Source organism: Pseudomonas putida (assembly GCF_002906855.1).
Taxonomy (GTDB): Bacteria; Pseudomonadota; Gammaproteobacteria; order Pseudomonadales; family Pseudomonadaceae; genus Aquipseudomonas; species Aquipseudomonas putida_N.
The window spans coordinates 1,274,852-1,296,109 of record NZ_MINI01000038.1 but is presented as its reverse complement, the minus strand read 5'-3'; the positions used below and the strand labels follow the sequence as shown (position 1 = coordinate 1,296,109).

20 protein-coding genes, 1 tRNA gene and 1 pseudogene are annotated in these 21,258 nt (G+C 62.6%); 15 read left to right on the top strand and 7 right to left on the bottom strand.

Going from position 1 to position 21,258, the window contains the following annotated elements; translation table 11 throughout:
- Positions 1 to 790 precede the first annotated feature (790 nt).
- Complete coding sequence (locus BGP85_RS18640; RefSeq protein ID WP_070096170.1) at positions 791 to 2,224, bottom strand: tyrosine-type recombinase/integrase; 1,434 nt, start codon at positions 2,222 to 2,224, stop codon at positions 791 to 793.
- A gap of 43 nt (positions 2,225 to 2,267) precedes the next feature.
- On the opposite strand from BGP85_RS18640, the pseudogene BGP85_RS18635 reads away from it, so the two are divergent.
- Positions 2,268 to 2,447, top strand: a pseudogene (locus BGP85_RS18635) (L-aspartate oxidase); the annotation flags it as partial.
- Here BGP85_RS18635 and BGP85_RS18630 read toward each other — a convergent pair.
- Both BGP85_RS18630 and BGP85_RS18625 read right to left on the bottom strand, forming a co-directional pair.
- The gene (locus BGP85_RS18630) at positions 2,434 to 2,895 is read right to left on the bottom strand and encodes a protein YgfX (protein WP_103449362.1); all 462 of its coding nucleotides are present in this window, start codon (positions 2,893 to 2,895) and stop codon (positions 2,434 to 2,436) included. The pseudogene BGP85_RS18635 and the gene BGP85_RS18630 overlap by 14 nt on opposite strands.
- Positions 2,879 to 3,133 carry an FAD assembly factor SdhE gene (locus tag BGP85_RS18625; protein WP_008094993.1) on the bottom strand — a complete coding sequence of 85 codons (255 nt, stop codon included), beginning with the start codon at positions 3,131 to 3,133 and terminating at the stop codon, positions 2,879 to 2,881. The genes BGP85_RS18630 and BGP85_RS18625 overlap by 17 nt, the downstream gene beginning before the upstream one ends.
- A gap of 133 nt (positions 3,134 to 3,266) precedes the next feature.
- Between BGP85_RS18625 and ygfZ the strand changes: the two genes are divergently transcribed.
- On the top strand, positions 3,267 to 4,208 hold the full coding sequence (gene ygfZ, locus BGP85_RS18620; protein ID WP_103449361.1) for a CAF17-like 4Fe-4S cluster assembly/insertion protein YgfZ: 942 nt from the start codon (positions 3,267 to 3,269) through the stop codon (positions 4,206 to 4,208).
- Between the two features lie 31 nt (positions 4,209 to 4,239).
- The gene (locus BGP85_RS18615; protein ID WP_103449360.1) at positions 4,240 to 5,046 is read left to right on the top strand and encodes an HDOD domain-containing protein; all 807 of its coding nucleotides are present in this window, start codon (positions 4,240 to 4,242) and stop codon (positions 5,044 to 5,046) included.
- Between the two features lie 91 nt (positions 5,047 to 5,137).
- Here the strand turns inward: BGP85_RS18615 and BGP85_RS18610 are convergent, their stop codons facing one another.
- Together BGP85_RS18610 and BGP85_RS18605 are read right to left on the bottom strand one after the other, a co-directional pair.
- Positions 5,138 to 6,517: a sensor histidine kinase gene (locus BGP85_RS18610; protein WP_103449359.1), complete on the bottom strand. Its 1,380-nt coding sequence runs from the start codon at positions 6,515 to 6,517 to the stop codon at positions 5,138 to 5,140.
- Positions 6,510 to 7,181, bottom strand: coding sequence for a response regulator (locus tag BGP85_RS18605; RefSeq protein ID WP_103449358.1), 672 nt, complete (start codon positions 7,179 to 7,181; stop codon positions 6,510 to 6,512). The genes BGP85_RS18610 and BGP85_RS18605 overlap by 8 nt, the downstream gene beginning before the upstream one ends.
- 200 nt (positions 7,182 to 7,381) lie before the next feature.
- On the opposite strand from BGP85_RS18605, the gene BGP85_RS18600 reads away from it, so the two are divergent.
- The 5 genes from BGP85_RS18600 to BGP85_RS18580 all read left to right on the top strand — a co-directional run bounded on the left by BGP85_RS18600 (position 7,382) and on the right by BGP85_RS18580 (position 12,825).
- Positions 7,382 to 8,671 (top strand): OprD family porin, encoded by a 1,290-nt coding sequence (locus BGP85_RS18600; RefSeq protein WP_103449357.1) that lies wholly within the window; start codon positions 7,382 to 7,384, stop codon positions 8,669 to 8,671.
- A 31-nt stretch (positions 8,672 to 8,702) separates the two neighbouring features.
- Entirely contained in the window at positions 8,703 to 9,683 is a 981-nt protein-coding gene (locus tag BGP85_RS18595) for a Bug family tripartite tricarboxylate transporter substrate binding protein (protein WP_103449356.1), read from the top strand.
- Positions 9,684 to 9,824: 141 nt separating this feature from the next.
- Positions 9,825 to 10,283 carry a tripartite tricarboxylate transporter TctB family protein gene (locus BGP85_RS18590; protein WP_103449355.1) on the top strand — a complete coding sequence of 153 codons (459 nt, stop codon included), beginning with the start codon at positions 9,825 to 9,827 and terminating at the stop codon, positions 10,281 to 10,283.
- A 3-nt stretch (positions 10,284 to 10,286) separates the two neighbouring features.
- Entirely contained in the window at positions 10,287 to 11,801 is a 1,515-nt protein-coding gene (locus tag BGP85_RS18585) for a tripartite tricarboxylate transporter permease (protein ID WP_103449354.1), read from the top strand.
- Complete coding sequence (locus BGP85_RS18580) at positions 11,794 to 12,825, top strand: AbrB family transcriptional regulator (RefSeq protein WP_103449353.1); 1,032 nt, start codon at positions 11,794 to 11,796, stop codon at positions 12,823 to 12,825. The genes BGP85_RS18585 and BGP85_RS18580 overlap by 8 nt, the downstream gene beginning before the upstream one ends.
- Positions 12,826 to 12,852: 27 nt before the next feature.
- Here the strand turns inward: BGP85_RS18580 and ung are convergent, their stop codons facing one another.
- A complete protein-coding gene (ung, locus tag BGP85_RS18575) occupies positions 12,853 to 13,545 on the bottom strand; it encodes a uracil-DNA glycosylase (protein WP_103449352.1) in 693 nt (230 codons plus the stop codon).
- Positions 13,546 to 13,670: 125 nt separating this feature from the next.
- On the opposite strand from ung, the gene BGP85_RS18570 reads away from it, so the two are divergent.
- On the top strand, positions 13,671 to 14,780 hold the full coding sequence (locus tag BGP85_RS18570; RefSeq protein ID WP_103449351.1) for an enoyl-CoA hydratase/isomerase family protein: 1,110 nt from the start codon (positions 13,671 to 13,673) through the stop codon (positions 14,778 to 14,780).
- 5 nt (positions 14,781 to 14,785) lie between these two features.
- Here BGP85_RS18570 and BGP85_RS18565 read toward each other — a convergent pair whose 3' ends face one another.
- A complete protein-coding gene (locus BGP85_RS18565) occupies positions 14,786 to 15,226 on the bottom strand; it encodes a hypothetical protein (protein ID WP_103449350.1) in 441 nt (146 codons plus the stop codon).
- 212 nt (positions 15,227 to 15,438) lie between these two features.
- Between BGP85_RS18565 and BGP85_RS18560 the strand changes: the two genes are divergently transcribed.
- The 6 genes from BGP85_RS18560 (at position 15,439) to BGP85_RS18535 (ending at position 21,201) form a co-directional block, all read left to right on the top strand.
- Entirely contained in the window at positions 15,439 to 16,929 is a 1,491-nt protein-coding gene (locus BGP85_RS18560) for a sensor domain-containing diguanylate cyclase (protein ID WP_103449349.1), read from the top strand.
- Entirely contained in the window at positions 16,922 to 17,155 is a 234-nt protein-coding gene (locus tag BGP85_RS18555; RefSeq protein WP_103449348.1) for a cysteine-rich CWC family protein, read from the top strand. The genes BGP85_RS18560 and BGP85_RS18555 overlap by 8 nt, the downstream gene beginning before the upstream one ends.
- Before the next feature lie 47 nt (positions 17,156 to 17,202).
- Positions 17,203 to 17,895 (top strand): pseudouridine synthase, encoded by a 693-nt coding sequence (locus tag BGP85_RS18550; protein WP_103449347.1) that lies wholly within the window; start codon positions 17,203 to 17,205, stop codon positions 17,893 to 17,895.
- Positions 17,896 to 18,228: 333 nt separating this feature from the next.
- On the top strand, positions 18,229 to 19,116 hold the full coding sequence (locus BGP85_RS18545) for an alpha/beta fold hydrolase (protein WP_103449346.1): 888 nt from the start codon (positions 18,229 to 18,231) through the stop codon (positions 19,114 to 19,116).
- A gap of 111 nt (positions 19,117 to 19,227) precedes the next feature.
- Positions 19,228 to 19,301, top strand: a tRNA-Gly gene (locus tag BGP85_RS18540).
- 199 nt (positions 19,302 to 19,500) lie between these two features.
- Positions 19,501 to 21,201 (top strand): SulP family inorganic anion transporter, encoded by a 1,701-nt coding sequence (locus tag BGP85_RS18535; RefSeq protein WP_103449345.1) that lies wholly within the window; start codon positions 19,501 to 19,503, stop codon positions 21,199 to 21,201.
- Positions 21,202 to 21,258: the final 57 nt, after the last annotated feature.

Below are 21,258 nucleotides of genomic sequence, written 5' to 3'. Positions count from 1 at the left end.
CTCAGATGGCCGCTGCGAACGTGCAGCCATAGTGAGGGTATTTGGCGACACCAGCCATCAAGTCCAGTAAACAAGGGCCTTAACGATCTCCTTCAGTTCCACCAGTTCCCCACGGAGCAGCTTCAGCTCATCCATGATGCCCACGGCAATCGGGTTGCTCGACTCAGCAGCGTTGTACGAGCCGGTCTTGCGGATGGTCGGGAGGACTTCCTCAGTGACCCACTTACGGAACGGTTCGGTTTGAGGTAACCGGCCAGCAAACACACCTTTCTGACCCCACCGCCAAAGGCGATGGTGTCCACCTATTTAAGTGGACACCACTTCTAGCCTTTTAAGAGGGTCTTTCAGATGTGCTGATGCGGCTGCCGACGCAGCGCGCCAGTGAGATCGCCGAGTTGTTGCCGCATAACTGGCTGCCGTTACGCAACCTGTAATGCCCGTTCGCTTACGGTTTGAGGTGCTCGTGACCTGAGCAGCATTGCGTACACTTCGGACTCAATGAACATGACCGTGTTGCAGCGCAGGCAGCGGCCCAAGTGGTCCTCTGGGCGGCTAATGGGTGAATCCCCCATCAGTGCCTCAAGCATCCTCCCGTGCCCAGACCCGTGCTTAGTCTTCCGGTGGTCCCGTACTGCGACAGATGGGTCTTTCAGACCAGCAGCTCTGGCAACCTGAGTCGCCACGAACAGCAGGTCATGCTCAGGGTGACCCACGAGAACATCCAGCTCGATGCCCATGAAATTACGCTTTTCAAAGCAGGTCCACCGCAAGCGGCAGACCCTTCATGCCATTAGAGAAAGGCAGTCTTCAGTGCCTCAGCCATACGCCCCACCTCAACCGCACTGCCCGCCCCATACAGGTCATAACTGATCGACCCCGAAGCGTGCCCCAAGATGGACTCAGCGGTGCCAACAGGAATCTCAGCGGCCTTCAAGGCACCAGCCAGAGAGTGCCGTAGCGAGTGGAAGGTTTGCGTCCGATCAGCCTTCACACCCAAGACATCACGGATAAGCCCATTGAGCAACTCAGAGAATCGCCCAGCGCCCAAAGCGAACAGGCGAGAGTCCGCCCTTTGGACAAACTCAAGGAAAGCCTTCAGGTCGAACCCATAGGCGCCATCGGTCAACGGGATGACCCTCAAAGCATTCTTGGTCTTGGCTGTCTTGCCATCGTTCCTATTGATGTCGATAACCCAGACATCCCCGACCTGCTTAACATCGGCCTTCGTTAACTGCCTGAGTTCCTCGATACGGGTCCCAGCGATGACCCCAAGGGACAATGCCCAACGCAGCCATGCGTCCACCGGCAGGGTCTTAGCGTGCGCCATGAGGGCCTTGACCTGATCCTGAGAGAACGCCTCACGGGAGCTATCAGCTCCTTTCGTTGGCTTCAGACCCTTGTCGAAGCTCTTATCGAGGTAACCGTTATGCACAGCCCAGTCCATGACAGTTGATAGCCGGGTCAGTAGCTTCTTCACCGTCGATGGCTTGCGGTCCTCAAGGAGTTTGTCCCGAAGGTTCTTCATGTCCTCCCGCGTATGGGCCTTCAAGTCCAAGTCACCGAGGATCGTAGCGATAGCCTCACAGGACGATCTCACGTCCCGCATGGTGCTGGCCTGAATGCTGTCTTTGCGTTCCTCCATGTACAGCGCAGACAGAGCCTTGAAGGTCAGCCGCTCAGATGAACTTACAGATAGGGACGGAGACAGGGCCACTGACGTGCTACAATGCTCATCCTTGAGACCCTTTACGATCTCCACCAGATTCCCAGACCTGCCCTTCATGCGCTCCTGAGACGCCTCAATGATCTCCAGTGCCTTACTCACAGCCCGTTGCTGATTGACGCTCAGGGGCAGCTTTGCGCTTGCCTCACGGAGGGCCTGATGGTGCTCATCGTTAATCATCTCGTAGGCAACCAGTGAGCTATCGCCATGGGCCATCGTCAGGCTGTACTCAGCGATGTCCAACAGACGCTCTCTCAGCTCATCCCATGACGCCTCTGGGTTGTCCAGATGGTAGGCCTTGAGGGTCGAGAGGATGTCTTGCGAGATGGTCATAGCGGTGGCCTTGTCGGTGGTCCTGAGTGACAGCGTGAAGAAGCCCTTAGCGGTGCCTTGAGGGCGAAGGCGAAGGTAATAGCGACCAGACCGGCGATAGTGGTATGGCTTGGCGAGGGCAGTTTGTAACAGGTTTGTCCCAGTTTGGGAGGGCTGGTTGATGGTCATCGGCTGAAACCCCTGTATCCATTGGGTTTAGCCTCATCACGTCGAGTTCTACAGCAACTACAAGGTCAGCCGCGACCTGATCGAACTGCGCAACCTCGCACAGGTGGCTGAGCTGATGATTCGCTCGGCGATGCAGCGCAAGGAAAGCCGCGGGCTGCACTACACCCTGGATTACCCTGGAATGCTGCCAGAGGCCAAGGACACCATCCTCAGCCCGCTCTGAAACAGCTGTCGAACCTGCGACGGCTGAACTTCAACCTCACCCGCAAACGCCGGTGCTGTTCAGCCCCCACGGCATCCCGAGGCACGCACTGGCTCTCGCCGAGCCAGTGCCCTGCCCTGACGAACCGCAACACCACCAGCCCCGGCACCGCCACGCTGTCCCGACACAGGCGCACCGGTTGCCAGCCGAGCGCCCGGCTGAACACGCGCCAACCCGACGCGTCACGACGCAAACCGGTGACGGCATGGGGATCAGTCAGCAGAATACGGCGGGGAATCGCCCAGAGAGCGTGGGCAATACAAGCGGCAAGAACACAAAGACCAAGCCACCAGGGCAGCGCGCTCAGTAACAAGACCAGTAACGCCAGCACCTGGCAACCCAGGTAGGCCGCCAGCAACAGGCGCGAGCCCTGCCAGCGGCACTCGAAACACTCATTTGGGCTGGACACGATCCAGAATGATGCGGACCATACGCTGCAGCTCCGGGTCTTCGGACTCGGTACGCTCCATGAACCAGCCGAACATGTCCTGATCTTCACAGCTCAACAGGCGGACATAAAGTTCGCGGTCGGCTTCGCTCAGGGTCGGATAGACCTCCTGGGTGAATGGCACCAGCAGTACGTCCAGTTCCAGCATGCCGCGGCGGCTGTGCCAGAAAAGCCGGTTGAGTTCAGTTTGTTCGACCATGGGGCCCTCCTCGAATGGTCGCGCAGTATACCGCGCAGTGAACGAAGCGACACAGGGCGTTGGTCTAGTCACCTACCTATTTTGTTACTGGCGTTCTATGATGGCCGCCAGTCTTTAGCCACCGCGATGACCCATGGCCGATTCCGCTTTCTTCAGCCCCCTGTCCCACGAGGGCATCCTCGCCGTCCGCGGCTCCGACGCCGGCAAGTTCCTGCAGGGCCAGCTGACCTGCAACATCAACTACCTCAGCCTCGAGCATGCCAGCCTCGGCGCCCGCTGCATGGTCAAGGGGCGCATGCAGTCGAGCTTCCGCATACTGCCCGAGGGCAATGGCTACCTGCTGGCCATGGCCAGCGAGCTGCTGGAGCCGCAACTGGCCGACCTGAAGAAGTACGCCGTGTTTTCCAAGGCCACGCTCACTGACGAGAGCGCAGCCTGGGCGCGCTACGGCCTGCAAGCTGGCGGCACCGCGCTGCAGGCACTGGGGCTGGACCTTCCGGCTGCGGCGGGTAGTACCGTTCGCCATGATGGCCTGATTGCCATTGCCGTCTCCACCGACCGCGCCGAACTCTGGGTACCGGCAGAGCGAGCCGACAGCATTCGCCAACAGCTGGCAGCCGCGTTGCCGGAAGGCCGCCTCAACGACTGGCTGCTGGGGCAAGTGCGTGCCGGCATCGGCCAGGTCATGGGCCCCACCCGCGAGCTGTTCATCCCGCAGATGATCAACCTGCAGGCCGTCGGCGGCGTGAGCTTCAAGAAAGGCTGCTACACCGGCCAGGAAATCGTCGCGCGCATGCAGTACCTGGGCAAGCTCAAGCGCCGCCAGTACCGGCTGGCACTCGAGCAGCAGGAAAATCCGGCTCCGGGTACGGAAATCTTCTCACCGACCCATGGTTCGTCAGTTGGCGAAGTGGTGTTGGCTGCCAGCACCGGCCAGGGCTGCGAGCTGCTTGCAGTGCTCAGCGCCGAGTCGGTGGAGGACGACAACCTGCACCTGAACAGCCTCGAAGGCCCTCGCCTGCAGGTGCTGAGCCTGCCGTACGAGCTGGACCGCGATCAGGAAATCCAGCGCTGAACAGTGCACCACCCTTGCCGTTGAGACGTTCATGAACAAGCTGGCCGAGATGGTTCAAGCGCAGTTGCTCGCTGCCATCGACAACGATGACCTGGTCCTGCCAACCCTGCCCGAGGTAGCCCTGAGCATTCGCGAGGCCGCCGAAGACAGCGAGATCAGCGTTGCCGCCCTGAGCAAGGTGATCGGCCGTGACGCCGCCCTGTCGGCGCGCCTGATCAAGGTGGTCAACAGCCCGTTGCTGCGCGCAGCGGTCGAAGTCACCGACCTGCACACGGCCATCACGCGATTGGGCATCAACTACAGCTGCAACCTGGCGATCGGCCTGGTGATCGAACAGATCTTCCATGCCCGCTCGTCTGCAGTTGAGCAAAAATTGCGGGACATCTGGTCGAACAGTCTTGAAGTTGCGGGGATCAGCTATGAAATTTGCCGCCGCTTTACGCAACTGAAACCCGACCAGGCAACCCTAGGTGGGCTGGTCAACCAGATCGGCGCACTGCCGGTGCTGATCTACGCCGAAGAACACAACGAACTGCTTTCCGACCCGGTCTGCCTGCACTATGTGATCGAGCAGATCCAGCCAGTGTTGGGGGACAAGATTCTTTCTTCATGGGGGTTTCCCGAGCAGTTGGTCAACCTGCCGAGCCAGGTGCAGGACCTGGACCGGCGCACCGACAAGGTCGACTACATCGATGTAGTGCAGATCGCCAAGTGCCTGAGCCAACGCGCGCGCAGCCGGCCTTTGGCGGCGTTGCCGGCTTATCGGCACCTTGGGTTGCCATTTGGTACCGAACTGGAGATTGCCGAGTTGCTGGAAGCGCGGAGCATGTTGCGCTGACAGGTGCTGCCTGCACTGGCCTCTTCGCGGGACAACCTCGCTCCTACAGGTACATCACAGGCCCCGCGAAGGGGCCAGTACAGGCAGAAGATCAGTCGGCGATGAAACTCACCCGCACTTTCAACCCGCCCTTCTCGCCATCATGCAGGCTGATCTGCGCCAGGTGCGCCCTGCAGATCTCACCCACAATGGCCAACCCCAGCCCACTGCCCTGCACGCCCCTGCGATAGAAGCGCTCGAATACCCGCTCGCGCTCATCTTCAGGAATCCCCGGCCCATCATCCTCGACCTCCAGCACCGCCGGCGCCAGCACCCGCAGGATCACATTGCCACCCGCCGGGGTATGCGCCAGCGCGTTGTCCACCAGGTTGCTGAGCAGCTCGTTGAGCAGCGTCGGCTCCCCCTTCAACCACACCGGCGCCTCGGCCTCCAGCGCCAAGGCCACGCCGCGGTTGTAGGCCAGTGGCGCCATGGCCATGCCCAGTTCACGGGCCAGCTGGCTCAGGTCCAGGCGCTGGGCACCGCCTTCGGCAATCGCCCGGGCACCGTTCTCGACCCTGGCCAGCGACAGCAACTGATTGGCCAGATGGGTCAGGCGATCAGTCCCCTGCGCTGCCGACTCCAAGGTCTGCCGCCATTCTTCGGGCTGCTGCGAACGCAACCCTAGCTCGACCCGTGCCTTCAGCGCCGCCAGTGGCGTGCGCAGTTCGTGGGCCGCCTCCGCAATGAACTGCGCCTGGCGTTCGAACTGCCCGCGCAAACGCTCGGTGAAGTGGTTCAAGGCACGCACCAATGGGCCCAGTTCACGCTGCACCTGCACTACCGGAAGCGCCCGCAGGTCATCCGGCTGACGCTCTTCCACCGCCGTGCGCAAGCGCTCCAGGGGGCGCAGCGCCGCGCTGACCGCAAACCACACCATCACCAGCGCAGCCAGGGCCAGCATGCCCAAACGCAGCAGGGTGTCGGCCATCAACCCACGGGCCATGCGCACCCGAGCCTCTTCGGTCTCGGCCACGCGAATTTCCGCCATACCGTTCATGTTCGGCTCGCTCACTGCCTTCAGCAAGCTGACCACACGCACGTCCTGGCCGAGGTAGTTGGCGTCGTAGAAGCGCGCCAGTGCCGGATAGTCGTCGGTACGCGGCGTGCCGGGCGGCGGTGGCGGCAGGTTCTCGTAACCGGAAATCAGCTGCTGATTGATGTCCAAAACCTGGTAGTAGATACGCCCGGCGCTGTCGTAGGCGAAGGTGTCCAGTGCCACATAGGGCACATCGGCGCTGAGGCTGCCATCACGTTGGGACAGCCCGGCGGCGATGGTCCGCGCCGAAGCCAGCAAGGTGCGGTCGTAGGCGGTATCGGCCGCTTCGCGACCGTTCCAGTAGGCACTCAGGCCACTGGCCAGCATCAGCACCACCAGCAGCAACGCCAGGTTACCCAGCAGCCGCCCGCGCAAGCTGCCATTGTCACGCATCGCGGTGCTCAAGCAGGTAACCCAGCCCGCGGAAGGTGACAATAGCAACCGAGTGGCCATCGAGCTTCTTGCGCAGGCGGTGGATGTAGATTTCGATGGCGTCGGGGCTGGCCTCTTCGTCCAGGCCGAACACCTGGGCGGCCAGCTGTTCCTTGCTCATCACGCGACCTGGGCGGGCAATCAATGCTTCAAGCACACTCTGCTCACGCGAGGTCAGGGTCAGGTTTTCCTCGCTCAGGCTGAAACGCCGGGTGTCCAGGTCGTAGACCAGTGGCCCGCAACGCTGCTGGCGCTCACCACCGAGCACGCTGCGCCTGAGCAAGGCCTTTACCCGCGCTTCCAGCTCGGTCAGTTCGAAGGGCTTGGCAAGGTAATCGTCAGCACCGAGGTTCAGGCCATGCACGCGATCCTTCACATCGCTGCGTGCAGTGAGCATGAGTACCGGCAGGGTCTTGCCGCGACCGCGCAGGCGCGCCAGCACCTCGAAGCCGTCCATCCGCGGCAGGCCCACGTCGAGTACGGCAACGGCGTATTCCTCGCTGGCCAGGGCCAGGTCGGCAGCCACGCCATCATGCAATACATCCACGGTCAGGCCTTGACTTTTCAGGGCCTGGGCCACGCTTTCGGCCAGTTGCAGATGGTCTTCGACCAGCAGCACACGCATCGGATTCTCCCTGCTCGGGTGGGGCGGTGGCGCGGAGTGTACCGCCGTCGCCAAGCCTGTGAAGACCCTTGTAGCAAACCTTTCACACTGAAAGGTTAGCGAAAGGTTCATTGCCTAGCATCGCATCACGGTCGCTCCACGCGCCGAAAAAAGCACCAGCAAGGTGCAACGAACAAGAATAAAAAAACGGAGTCATCCCGATGCTGTCATCGCAGCCTAAGGCGTTCGCGCCTAGCCGTTCCCTGTCCGCACGCCCTTCTGCCATCGCCAGTGCCCTTGCACTTGCCGGTGTCGCCCCGCTGAGCCAGGCCGCCTTCTTCGAAGACAGCACGGCAACCTTCGAAACCCGCAACATGTACTTCAACCGCGACTTCCGCGACGGCACCAGCGCGCAACAATCCAAGCGCGACGAGTGGGCCCAGGGCTTCATGCTCAACTTCGAGTCCGGCTATACCGATGGCACCGTGGGCTTCGGCCTGGATGCGCTGGGCATGATGGGCATCAAGCTCGACTCCAGCCCCGACCGCACCGACACCGGCCTGCTGCCGACCCACGATGACGGCAAGGCTGCCGACGAGTACTCCAAGCTCGGCCTGACCGGCAAGGTCAAAGTGTCGAAGACCGAACTGAAGATCGGCACTCTGATCCCTGAACTGCCGACCTTGCAGCCCAACGACGGCCGCATCCTGCCGCAAACCTTCGAGGGCGGCCTGCTGACCTCGCAGGAGATCAAGGGCCTGACCTTCACCGGCGGGCGCCTGGACAAGGCCAAGGACCGCAACGACACCAACTGGGAAGACCTGGCCCTCAACAACAAGAACGGCCGCTTCGGTGGCACCTTCAGCGCCGACAACCTCGACCTGGCCGGCCTGGACTACAAGTTCACCGATCGCATCACCGGCAGCTACCACTTCGCCCAGCTCGACGACATCTACCGTCAGCACTTCATCGGCATGCTCGCCACCCAGCCGTGGGGCCCGGGCACCTTCGGCGCCGACGTGCGCCTGGCGATCAGCGACGATGCCGGCGCGGCCAAGGCCGGGCGCATCGACAACACCACCTTCAACACGATGCTCAGCTACAGCCTGGGCGGGCACAAGGTCAGCGCCGCCTGGCAGCAGCTTTCCGGCGACAGCGCCTTCCCCTACATCGATGGTGCCGATCCGTACCTGGTCAACTTCGTCCAGATCAACGACTTCGCAGGTAGAGACGAGCGCTCGTGGCAAGCGCGCTACGACTACAACTTCGCCGCCCTCGGCGTCCCCGGCCTGACCTTCATGACCCGCTACATCAACGGCGACAACGTCAGCCGCGCTGCCGGTGGCGAGGGCAAGGAGTGGGAACGCAACACCGAACTGAAGTACGTGGTACAAAGCGGCCCGTTGAAGAACGTCGCCGTGCGCCTGCGCAACGCCACCTTCCGCTCCAACTTCGCCCGCGATGCGGACGAAGTACGGCTGCTGGTGAGCTACAGCGTAGCCCTGTGGTAACCCATAACAAAAACGCTCACGGAGACATTCGATGACCTTTTCACTGCGCCGCCTCGTCCTCGCCACCGGCTGCCTGCTGCTGGCCGGCAATGCCCTCGCCACCGAACCGAAACGCCCTGAATGCATCGCCCCGGCCTCGCCCGGTGGTGGTTTCGACCTGACCTGCAAACTGGTGCAGAGCGCCCTGGTGCAGGAGAAGATCCTCAGCAAGCCGATGCGCGTGACCTACATGCCCGGTGGTGTCGGCGCAGTGGCCTACAACGCCGTGGTCGCACAGCGCCCGGCCGACGCCGGCACCCTGGTGGCCTGGTCCAGCGGTTCGCTGCTGAACCTGGCCCAAGGCAAGTTCGGCCGCTTCGACGAGAACGCAGTGAAATGGCTGGCAGCAGTTGGCACCAGCTACGGTGCCATTGCCGTGAAGAGTGATTCGCCCTACAAGACCCTCGATGACCTGGTCGCGGCACTGAAGAAAGACCCGAGCAAGGTGGTGATCGGCTCCGGCGGCACCGTCGGCAGCCAGGACTGGATGCAGACCGCGCTGATCGCCAAGGCCGCCGGCATCAACCCGCGCGACTTGCGCTACGTAGCCCTGGAAGGCGGCGGCGAGATCGCCACCGCGCTGCTGGGCGGGCACATCCAGGTCGGCTCCACCGACATCTCCGACTCCATGCCGCATATCCAGAGCGGCAACATGCGCATCCTCGCAGTGTTCTCGGAAAACCGCCTGGACGAGCCAGAGATGAAGGACATCCCCACTGCCAAGGAACAGGGCTACGACATCGTTTGGCCGGTGGTGCGCGGCTTCTACCTCGGGCCGAAGGTGAGCGACGAAGAGTACGCCTGGTGGAAAGAATCGTTCGACAAGATGCTGGCCTCGGAAGACTTCGCCAAGTTGCGTGACCAGCGCGAGCTGTTCCCGTTCGCCATGACCGGCGCGGAGCTGGACAGCTATGTGAAGAAGCAGGTGACTGAGTACAAGGTACTGGCCAAGGAATTCGGCCTGATCCAGTAAGCCTCTCAGGCCCCTTCACCGATTCCTGTAGGAGCGGGCTTGCCCCGCGAAGAAGCCGGCGCGGTGCATGGCACCGGCTCCGCCGGTGTTCGCGGGGCAAGCCCGCTCCTACAGGGCCCGCGATTCAATGAGGATTCTCCTATGATCCTGCAACGCATCTTCGCCCTGGCCCTGCTGGCGGTGTGTGCAGTCCTGGCCGTGATGGCCTGGCCCTACCAGGCCGCGTTTTCCTACGAACCCGTCGGCCCGCGTGCCTACCCGCTGCTGATGCTCGGGCTGATGAGCCTTGCCCTGCTGTACCTGGCGATCCGCCCCACGCCCATCGTGCGCAAGGACGATGAGCCTGAACTGGACCGCGAAACCCTGATCAAGATCACCGCCTGCGTCGGCCTGCTGATCATCTTCGCCGCCACCTTCGAAGCCCTGGGTTTCATCCTCAGCGCCATCCTGGTCGGCATCCCCATGGCCCTTCTGTATGGCGGCCGCTGGTTGCACAGCACCCTCGTGGTGGTGGGCATGAGCGTGTTTCTCTACTGGCTGTTCGACCGCGTCATGGACGTACCCCTGCCCCTCGGCCTGCTGAGCGTACTGGAGAACTGACACATGGATACCTTGAGCTACCTGGGCCAGGGCTTCGGCGTCGCCCTGTCCCCTTACAACCTGGTCACCGCCCTGTCGGGCACGCTGATCGGCACCGTGGTCGGCCTGCTGCCTGGCCTGGGGCCGATCAACGGCGTGGCCCTGCTGATCCCGATCGCCTTCGCCCTTGGCCTGCCACCAGAGTCGGCGCTGATCCTGCTGGCCGCGGTCTACCTGGGTTGCGAATACGGCGGCCGGATCAGCTCGATCCTGCTGAACATCCCGGGCGAAGCCTCGACCGTGATGACCACCCTTGACGGTTACCCGATGGCGCGCCAGGGCCTGGCCGGTGTGGCCTTGTCGCTGTCGGCCTGGAGCTCGTTCATCGGCGCCCTCATCGCCACCTGCGGCATGGTGCTGTTCGCCCCGCTGCTGGCGAAATGGGCGATTGCCTTCGGCCCGGCGGAATACTTCGTGCTGATGGTGTTCGCCATCGTCGCCCTCGGCGGCATGGCCGGCGACAAGCCACTGAAGACCTTCATTGCTGCACTGATCGGCCTGTTCCTGTCGGCAGTCGGTATCGATGCCAACAGCGGCGTATACCGCTTCACTGGCGACAGTGTGCACCTGGCCGACGGTATCCAGTTCGTGGTACTGGTGCTGGGCCTGTTCTCCGTCAGCGAAATCCTGCTGTTGCTGGAGAAGACACACCATGGCCACGAAGCAGTCAAGGCCACCGGGCGCATGCTGTTCAATCTCAAGGAAGCCGCCTCGGTGTTCGTGGTCAACATCCGCTGCGGCCTGCTGGGCTTCATCATGGGCGTGCTGCCGGGCGCCGGCGCCACGCTGGCGAGTGCCGTGGCCTACATGACGGAGAAGCGCCTGGCCGGTGAAAATGGCAAGTTCGGCAAAGGTGACGCCCGTGGCCTGGCTGCCCCGGAAACCGCCATCGGTGCTTCCTGCTGCGGCGCCCTGGTGCCGATGCTGACCCTCGGCGTCCCAGGTTCGGGCACCACGGCGGTGATGATCGGCGCGCTGACCCTGTACAACATCACCCCGGGCCCATTGCTGTTCGAACAGCAGCCGGACATCGTCTGGGGCCTGATCGCCTCGCTGTTCATCGCCAACATCATGCTGGTGATCCTGAATATCCCGATGATCCGCATCTTCACCCGCATCCTCGCCGTGCCGAACTGGGCGCTGGTGCCGGTGATCGCGATCATCACGGCGATCGGCGTGTACGCCGTGCATGCCACTACCTTCGACCTGTTCCTGATGGTCGGCATCGGCATCATGGGCTACATCCTGCGCAAGCTGGACTTCCCGCTGTCGCCGATCCTGCTCGGCTTCATCCTCGGCGGCCTGATGGAGCAGAACCTGCGCCGGGCCCTGTCGATTTCCAACGGTGAGCTGGGCATCCTCTGGTCGAGCCCGATCAGCCTGTCGGTATGGGTCCTGACCCTCTGCATGCTGACCCTGCCGCTGCTGCGCATCTGGCGCAAGCGCAGCCTGCAGCGCCGGGCCATGGCTGATGCCTGATCGGTCACTGCCGCTGTTTGTCGCAACCGGGCTGGTCGGCCTTGCTGGCGGTTTTGCCGCCAGCAAGGTCGGCTGGCCTTTGCCGTGGATGGTCGGCTCCTTGCTGGCGATCATCCTGGTGCGCTGCCTGACGCCCTGGCAGCTGTCGGAAATCCCCAATGGCCGCAAGTGCGGCCAGTGCATCATCGGCATCGGCATCGGCCTGCACTTCACCCCAGCGGTGATCGAACAGGTCGCCAGCCATTTCGCACTGATTTTCTTCGGTGCGCTGTTCACCACGCTTTCCAGCGTGATCAGCGTGTGGCTGCTGCGGCGTAGCGGTGAAGATCGCGCCACGGCGTTCTTCGCCAGCATGCCCGGTGGCTCGGGGGAGATGGTCAACCTGGGCGCACGCAATGGCGCGGTGCTCAGCCAGGTGGCGGCGGCGCAGAGCCTGCGCGTGCTGGCCGTGGTGCTGTGCGTGCCGGCGCTGTTCAAACTCCTGCTTGGTGACGGCGTGCCGCTTAATCACGCCGGCAGTGTCAGCTGGGGCTGGTTGGCGCTAATCGTGCCGTTGGGCGTGGCGGTGGGGTTTGCCTGGCAGCGTCTGCGCCAACCCAACCCGTGGCTGTTCGGGCCGTTGCTGGTCGCCGCCTCGATGAGCTTGGCGGGCAACCTGCAGATCGCCTTGCCCAACGGTGCCAGCCAGATCGGTCAGTGGCTCATCGGCAGCGGCCTGGCCTGCCACTTCAACCGCGCGTTCTTCCGCCGCGCGCCGTCCTTCCTTGGGCGCACGCTGCTGGCCACGGCACTGTGCATGGCGATTGCCGGCAGCGCGGCGTGGGGGTTGAGCGTGATGACCGAGCTGGACCTGCGTTCGCTGACCCTGGGGATGATGCCGGGTGGAATCGCCGAGATGAGCCTGACGGCCGAAACCCTGCAGTTGTCGGTGCCGCTGGTGACGGCGCTGCAGGTGGTGCGGTTGATCCTGGTGCTGTTTCTGGCGGAGCCGTTGTTCAGGTATTGGGTCAAAGCTCTGAACTAGGGGCTGCCGTGCAGCCCCTGCCCGCCTTCAGAGTGGCGGCAGCGCCCAGTTGATGGGCGCCATGCCACGTTGTTCGAGGAAGCTGTTGGTGCGACTGAAGTGCCCGCAGCCAAGGAACCCTCGATACGCCGAAAGTGGCGACGGGTGCACCGACTTGAGCACCAGGTGCTTGGTGCCATCGATCAGCTTCTGCTTGCTCTGGGCATGTGCCCCCCACAGCAGGAACACCACATTCGGGCACTGCTCGCTGACCACCTGGATGATCCGGTCGGTAAAGAACTCCCAACCCTTCTTCGCATGCGAAGCGGCATTGGCCCGTTCGACAGTCATGGTCGTGTTGAGCAGCAGCACGCCCTGTTCGGCCCAGCTCTGCAGGTAACCGTGGCTGGCAATCGGGATGTTCAGGTCGCGCTGCAGCTCTTTATAGATGTTGACCAGCGACGGCGGCGCCGGCACGCCCGGCTGCACCGAGAAGCACAGGCCATGTGCCTGGCCCGGTCCGTGATACGGGTCCTGGCCGAGGATCACCACCTTGACCTGCTCCAGCGGCGTGGAATTGAGCGCATTGAAGATCAGCGGCCCCGGCGGGTAGATCTCCTTGCCTGCCGCGTGCTCCTGGCGCAGGAACTCACGCAGCTGGTGCATGTAGGGCTGGTCGAACTCGGCGCGCAGTGCAGCCTTCCAGCTGGGTTCGAGTTTGATGCGATCGTCTTCAGTCATGGGGCCATCCGTAAACAATGGCGCGACACTAGGTAAGCCACTTGCCCTTGTCAATCGATCCGACCGACGACCGGCATGATCGGCGATGCGGGCCATACTTGGGGGATACTTTCGCGAGGTAGTCCATGGCCATTCATTGCGAGGTACTCACCGGCGCCGATGGCGCCCGAATCGGCATCGCCACGCTCGATGCCCCCAAGGCGCTCAATGCCCTCAACCTGCCGATGATCGAAGTGCTGGGCGAACAGCTGCATAGCTGGGCCAGCGACCCTGGCGTCGTCTGCGTGCTGTTGCGCGGTAACGGTGCCAAGGCCTTTTGCGCCGGCGGCGATGTACGAGCGCTGGCCCAGGCCTGCCTTGCCCACCCCGGCAGCATACCGCCGCTGGCCGCCACCTTCTTTGCCGCCGAATACCGCCTCGACTACCTCTTGCATACCTACCCGAAGCCCCTGCTGTGCTGGGGCCACGGGCATGTGCTGGGCGGCGGCATGGGGTTGCTGCAGGGCGCCGGTGTACGCATCGTCACCCCAAGCAGCCGGCTGGCCATGCCGGAAATCAGCATTGGCCTGTATCCGGACGTAGGCGCCAGCTGGTTTCTCGCCCGCCTGCCCGGCAAGCTTGGCTTGTTCCTAGGGCTGACCGGGGCACCGATCAATGCCCGTGATGCCCTCGACCTGGACCTGGCTGATCGTTTCTTTGGGGAAGAACAGCAAGAGGCATTGGTCGAAGAGCTGCTGCAACTGAACTGGCAGGAGCAGACCGGCCTGCAGTTGAACAGCTTGCTCAAGGCCGAACAGCATCGCGCCTGGGCCGAGCTGCCTGCGGCGCAGTGGCTGCCGCGGCGCCAGGTGATCGACGAACTGCTGGATGTGGCCGACCCTGCTGCGGCCTGGCGCGCACTGGAAAGTCTCAAGCATCACCCTGATCCGTTGCTGGCCGAAGCGGGACAACGCCTGCATGAAGGCTGCCCACTGACGGCACACCTGGTCTGGGAACAGATCCAGCGTGCCCGACACCTGTCACTGGCCCAGGTGTTCCAGATGGAGTACAGCATGAGCCTCAATTGTTGCCGGCATCCGGAATTCAGTGAAGGCGTGCGAGCGCGCCTGCTGGACAAGGACAACCAGCCGCACTGGCACTGGCCGGATGTGGCGCAGGTGCCAGCGGCGGTGGTCGAGGCGCACTTTACCAAGGTGTGGGAAGGGCGGCACCCGCTGGCCGACCTGGGGGCATGACAGCCTTAACGCTGCCAGTTGTGGTCGCCTCCACGCCCACGTTCCGACTGGCCGTCATTGTCCCTACGGTTATTGGAATGCCAGCGATCATGCTGGTAACGCTGGCTGCCATCGCGATAGTCATTGCGGTCGCGATCGCGTCCATAGTCATTGCGCTGGCGATTGCCATAATCGTATCGCGGGTTGCCATGCCACTGGTTCATCCCCGGCTGCGGATTGGGCCGGTAATAAGGTGCCGGAGCCGGCCGGTAGTAACGGGGTGCAGGCTGGTAGTAGTAACGCGTCTGCGGCGTTACATAGTAGCGGTCATAGCGGTAGTACCCCGGCGTTACGTAGCGATCGGTGGTGTAGTAATCCGATCGGTAATAGTCACCGCCCCCGTAGTAGGGCGCGCAGGCGGACGTCATCAGACCCAGCAGGGCGATCAGCAGAATTCGATAGGACATGGCGGCCTCCTGGACCGCAGAGGTGCTCGAACAGCGGCGCTGGCGAGCGTCGACGCAAATGCGTTCATCGACAATGAATCAGACAACGGCGCCAAGGTGCAGTGCCATTTCAGCAACAAATTGATACAGGTCGAAATAACCTTTAAAAACATGCAGTCATTTGCCTGTCATCTCACTAGAATGAGCGCCTCGGCACACATCACGGGAAGATCATGCCTTCACGCTCCGCCCTGTTCTCACAGCGCTCGCTGATTCTTGCCCTGCTGCTGCTGCTGACCTGCGGCTTCCTCGCCACATCGCTGATCAGCTATTTCGCCTCGCGCAGCGCGATCCGCGACGGCATCGTCAATACCGAGCTGCCTCTGACCTCCGATACCGTCTATTCGGAAATCCAGAAAGACCTGATCCGCCCGGTGCTGATCGCCTCGATGATGGCCCAGGACACCTTCCTGCGCGACTGGGTACTGGCGGGTGAACAGGACACCCAGCGCATCACTCGCTTTCTCGGCGAGGTCATGGGCAAGCAGGACACCTTCACCTCGTTCTTCGTCTCTGACCGCACCCTCACCTACTACCAGGCCAAGGGCGTGCTCAAGCACGTGGTACCGAACACTTGGCGCGATGCCTGGTACTTCCGCCTGCGCGAGATGAAAACGCCGTATGAGATCAACGTCGACCTGGACATGGCCAACCAGGACAACCTGACGGTGTTCATCAACTACCCGGTGCTGGACTATCAGCAGCGCTTCATCGGCGCCACCGGTGTGGGCCTGAGCGTGGACGCGGTGATCAAGCTGATCGACAAGTATCAGCGCCGCTATCAGCGCTCGGTGTTCTTCACCGACGCCAAGGGCAAGCTCATCCTGACCGGCTCGGAGGGCGGCCCGCATGGGCTGAAAGTGGGGCAACCCTTGTCCGATAATACCGACCTGAGCGATTTGCTGGCGCAGCGCCCGACGCCCACCGAGGGCAGCCACGAATACAAGGACAGCAGAGGTCACAGCCACTTCCTCAATGTGCGGCAGCTGCCCGAACTGGGTTGGTACCTGCTGGTCGACAAACGCGAGACCGGCGCTCTGGACCCGATTCGCCACTCGCTGTACCTGAACCTGGTGATCTGCGCGATGATCACTCTGGTGGTACTGTCGCTGCTCAATGGCATGCTCAGGCGCCATCAGGCCAGCACCGAGGCGCTGGCGACCCTCGACAGCCTGACCGGCCTGCCCAACCGACGCAGCTTCGACCTGCTGGCCGCCCAGGCCCTGCAGGAAGCCCAGCGCGATTGCGCGCCGCTGGTCGCCTTGCTGATCGACCTCGATCACTTCAAGGTGCTCAACGATACCCATGGCCACCTGGCAGGCGACGAAGTGCTGCGCCAGTTCGCCAACGTGCTGCAGGGCAGCCTGCGTCAGTCGGATATACTCTGCCGCTGGGGCGGTGAGGAATTCATCGTCCTGTTGCGCGAGGCCGAGGGCCAGCAGGCCATCGAGGTGGCCCAGAAGATCCGCCGTCGTACCGAGCAACTGACCTTCAGCTACGAAGATCAACCCTTGCGCCTGACCACCAGTATCGGCCTCAGCGCCTTGCAGCCGGGCGACACCCTGCACGCCCTGCTGACCCGCGCCGACCGTGCGCTTTATCGTGCCAAGCAGGCCGGCCGCAACCGCGTCTGCAGTGAAACACTTGGAACCGAACATGAATGACAGCCAGCACTGCCCTGCCTGTGGCGCCCTCAACCAGTGCAGCCTGGCCGACGCACGCAGTGCCACCCAGGCCTGCTGGTGCTACGGCGTGACCATCGACCCGGCCGTGCTCCAGGCCCTGCCTGCCGAACTGCGCGACAAGGCCTGTCTATGCCCACGCTGCGCCGCCGTGGAAGACCAACTTGTGGGAACGGGCTCGCCCGCGAACAAGCCGGCACCGCTCTAAAGTGAAAAACCGCTAAACTGCGCCCACATTTCACTTTACCCGCTGCCATGCGCCTCGACCGTTTCCTCGCCAACCTGCCCTGCTACAACCGCCAGCAAGTGCGCCTGCTGCTGGTGCAGGGCCGTGTGCGCCTGGATCACGAAGTGGTCACCGACCCCAAGGCGGACGTCCGGGAATTCAGCCGCGTGGAAGTGGACGATCAACTGCTGCAGGCCGGCCGCCCCGCGCGCTACCTGATGCTGCACAAACCCGCTGGCTGCGTCAGCGCCACGCAAGACCCGCAGCACCGCACCGTGCTCGACCTGCTGCCCAGCGAATTGCGCGACGACCTGCACATTGCCGGGCGCCTGGACTTCAACACCACTGGCCTGATGATCCTGACCAACGATGGCCAGTGGTCGCGGCGCCTGACCCAGCCGGCCACCAAGCTGCCCAAGCATTACCTGGTGGAAACCGAAGACGAGATCGGCGCGCACTATGTCGCCAAGTTCAGCGAAGGGTTCTATTTCGCCTTCGAAGACCTGACCACCCTGCCCGCCCAACTCGACATCCTTGGCCCGCGTCAGGCACGGCTGGCAATCGTCGAAGGGCGCTACCACCAGGTCAAGCGCATGTTCGGCCATTTCGACAACAAGGTGGTCGGCCTGCATCGCGAAAGCATGGGTACGATCCGCCTCGATCCAGGCCTGCAACCTGGCGAATTCAGGGCGCTTACGGTGGAAGAAATCACCTCGGTCTGAATGCCGTAATACAGGCATACGACCGCTGAGCGGCCCGAGTCACAAATTTGCGCAAACGGCACTTGCGGGATCCCCGCCCCACTGCTTGACTCTCAACTCGTCAGTCCGCGAGTGACCAATCAGTCACGCCTGCAGTTCATGACACCTTTTGCCGGCCACCCAAGGCCCAGATGCCTTGGGGCACGGCAGATTGCCCGCCACAACAAAATCGTCGACGCGTGTGCCAAGGATCGACACAGGGCCCCCCGTTTTATTCAGGCGAATGCCTACCTGTCATAAAGAACGTGCACCCTAGGTGACGCGATTACCCTTTTTGCGCCAGGAGTCGATGACATGAGGCCAGAAATCGCTGTACTTGATATCCAAGGTCAGTATCGGGTTTACACGGAGTTCTATCGCGCGGATACGGCCGAGAAGACGATCATACTGATCAATGGGTCGCTGGCCACCACGGCCTCGTTCGCCCAGACAGTGCGTAACCTGCACCCGCAATTCAACGTTGTGCTGTACGACCAGCCATATGCCGGCAAGTCCAAGCCGCACAACCGCCAGGAACGGCTGATCAGCAAGGAAGACGAGGCGCAGATCCTTCTTGAACTGATCGAGCGCTTCCAGTGCGACCACGTCATGTCCTTCTCCTGGGGCGGTGCCTGCACCCTGCTGGCGCTGGCGCACCAGCCGCGGCTGGTGAAGAAGGCGGTGGTCAGTTCGTTCTCGCCGATCATCAATGAGCCGATGCGCGACTACCTGGAGCGTGGCTGCCGGTACCTGTCTGCCTGCGATCGCTACCAGGTCGGCAACCTGGTCAACGACACCATCGGCAAGTACCTGCCATCGCTGTTCAAGCGCTTCAACTACCGGCATGTCAGCGGCCTGGACAGCCACGAGTACGCGCAGATGCACTTCCACATCAACGAAGTGCTGCAACGTGACCTGCAACGGGCATTGAACGGCGCGCGCAACATCGACATCCCGGTGCTGTTCATCAACGGCGACCGCGATGAATACACCACCGTCGAAGATGCACGCGAGTTCGGCAAACATGTAGGCAACAGCCAGTTCAGCGTGATCCGCGACGCTGGCCATTTCCTCGACATGGAAAACAAGTCAGCCTCTGAAAACACCCGCAACGTCATGCTGGGTTTCCTCAAGCCGACCGTGCGCGAGTCCCGTCAACGCGCTAACCCATACATCCAGGGGCAACATGCATTGGCCATCTGAGCGCATCGGCGTCCCGGACCCCGTACCCGCAGGTCATGGGGCGCCGACAAGCTTTTTTATAACTTGGGCTTCTAATTCGGGGAGGGTTCTGGTAAAAAGTCCAGCGCAGACGCGGGTATAGTTTAGTGGCAAAACGAAAGCTTCCCAAGCTTTAGTTGAGGGTTCGATTCCCTCTACCCGCTCCACACATTGCATACCCCGCATGGCGTTCCAGCAACGTCATCGCTGTCAAAAGGAGCCCGAGGCTCCTTTTTTCGTTTCTGCCCTTTCATTGATATGGCCCAAGGCCGCGTTCGACACCTTCCGCTTCAATTCGCTTGCAAGCGAAACGGCTTGGGGCGCATATGCTTCATGGATCCGTGAAACATTTCGAAAGGACGACGCATGTTTCTCTCCCGCTGGCTCCCCGGCCTTGCCAACCTGATGCACTACCGCCGTGAATGGTTCCATGCCGACCTGCAGGCCGGGCTTTCGGTGGCCGCTATCCAGATCCCCATCGCCATCGCCTACGCCCAGATCGTCGGCCTGCCGCCGCAATACGGCCTGTACGCATGCGTGCTGCCGATGATGGTCTATGCCCTGATCGGCAGCTCACGGCAATTGATGGTCGGCCCCGACGCCGCCACCTGCGCCATGATCGCTGGCGCCGTGGCGCCACTGGCCATGGGCGACCCACAGCGCATCGCCGAACTGTCGGTGATCGTCACCGTGCTGGTAGGGCTGATGCTGATTGTCGCCGGCTTGGCACGCGCCGGATTCATCGCCAGCTTCTTCTCGCGCCCGATCCTGATCGGTTACCTCAACGGTATCGGCTTGAGCCTGATTGCCGGGCAACTGTCGAAGGTAGTGGGGTTCAAGATCGAGGGAGACGGTTTCATCCTCAGCGTGGTGAATTTCTTCCAGCGCCTGAACGAGATCCACTGGATGACCCTGGCTATCGGCCTGGCCGGGCTGGCACTGTTGATCTTGCTACCGCGCCGCTACCCTCGCCTGCCGGCGGCCCTGGTGACCGTGGCAATCTTTACCCTGCTGGTCGGCCTGCTCGGCCTGGATCGTTTCGGCGTCGCCATCCTCGGCCCGGTGCCGTCCGGCATCCCCGAGCTCGCTTGGCCCCACAGCAACCTGGACGAAACCAAGAGCCTGCTGCGCGATGCCTTGGGTATCGCCACCGTGAGCTTCTGCAGCGCCATGCTTACCGCGCGCAGCTTCGCCGCGCGGCACGGCTATGCGATCAACGCCAACCATGAGTTCGTCGCCCTTGGCGTGAGCAACCTGGCCGCCGGCATTTCCCAGGGGTTTGCCATCAGCGGCGCCGACTCGCGCACGGCAGTCAATGACATGGTAGGCGGCAAGAGCCAGCTGGTCGGCATCGTCGCGGCACTGGTGATCGCCCTGATTCTGCTGTTCTTCACCGCACCGATGGCCTGGATCCCTCAGGCGGTATTAGGCGCCGTGCTGCTGATGGCTGGCTGGGGATTGATCGACATCAAGTCGCTGGGCAGCATCAGGCGCCTGAGTCGCTTCGAGTTCTGGCTGTGCCTGCTGACCACGGTCGGCGTGCTCGGCCTGGGCGTCCTGCCGGGCATCGTCTTTGCCGTGACCCTGGCGATCCTGCGCCTGCTCTACACCATCTACCAACCCACCGACGCCGTGCTCGGCTGGCTGCCGGGCACCGAAGGCCAGGTCGACATCCGCAAGAACAAGGACGCTCGCACCGTGCCGGGCCTGGTGGTGTACCGCTTCGACGACGCGATCCTGTTCTTCAATGCCGACTACTTCAAGATGCGCCTGCTCGAAGCCGTGCAAAGCCAGGCCCAGCCCCAGGCGGTGCTGTTCGATGCGGAAGCGGTGAGCAGCATCGACGTCAGCGGCATCGCCGCCCTGCGCGAGGTGCGTGACACCCTGACGGCGCAGGGCATCCACTTCGCCATCGCCCGTGCCCGCGGCACCTTCCTGCGCATGCTGGTGCGCTCGGGAATGGCGCGTGAGATGGAAGAAAAGTTGCTGTTTGGCTCGGTAAGGGCGGGAATTCGGGCTTATCGGGTTTGGCGAAACAAGAATCGCAAGGCGCCAGTAATTAAATAGAGAATCGGACTACATCTGAGTCGGAAGTGGACGACCTGCTAGCCACTGCACCATCCA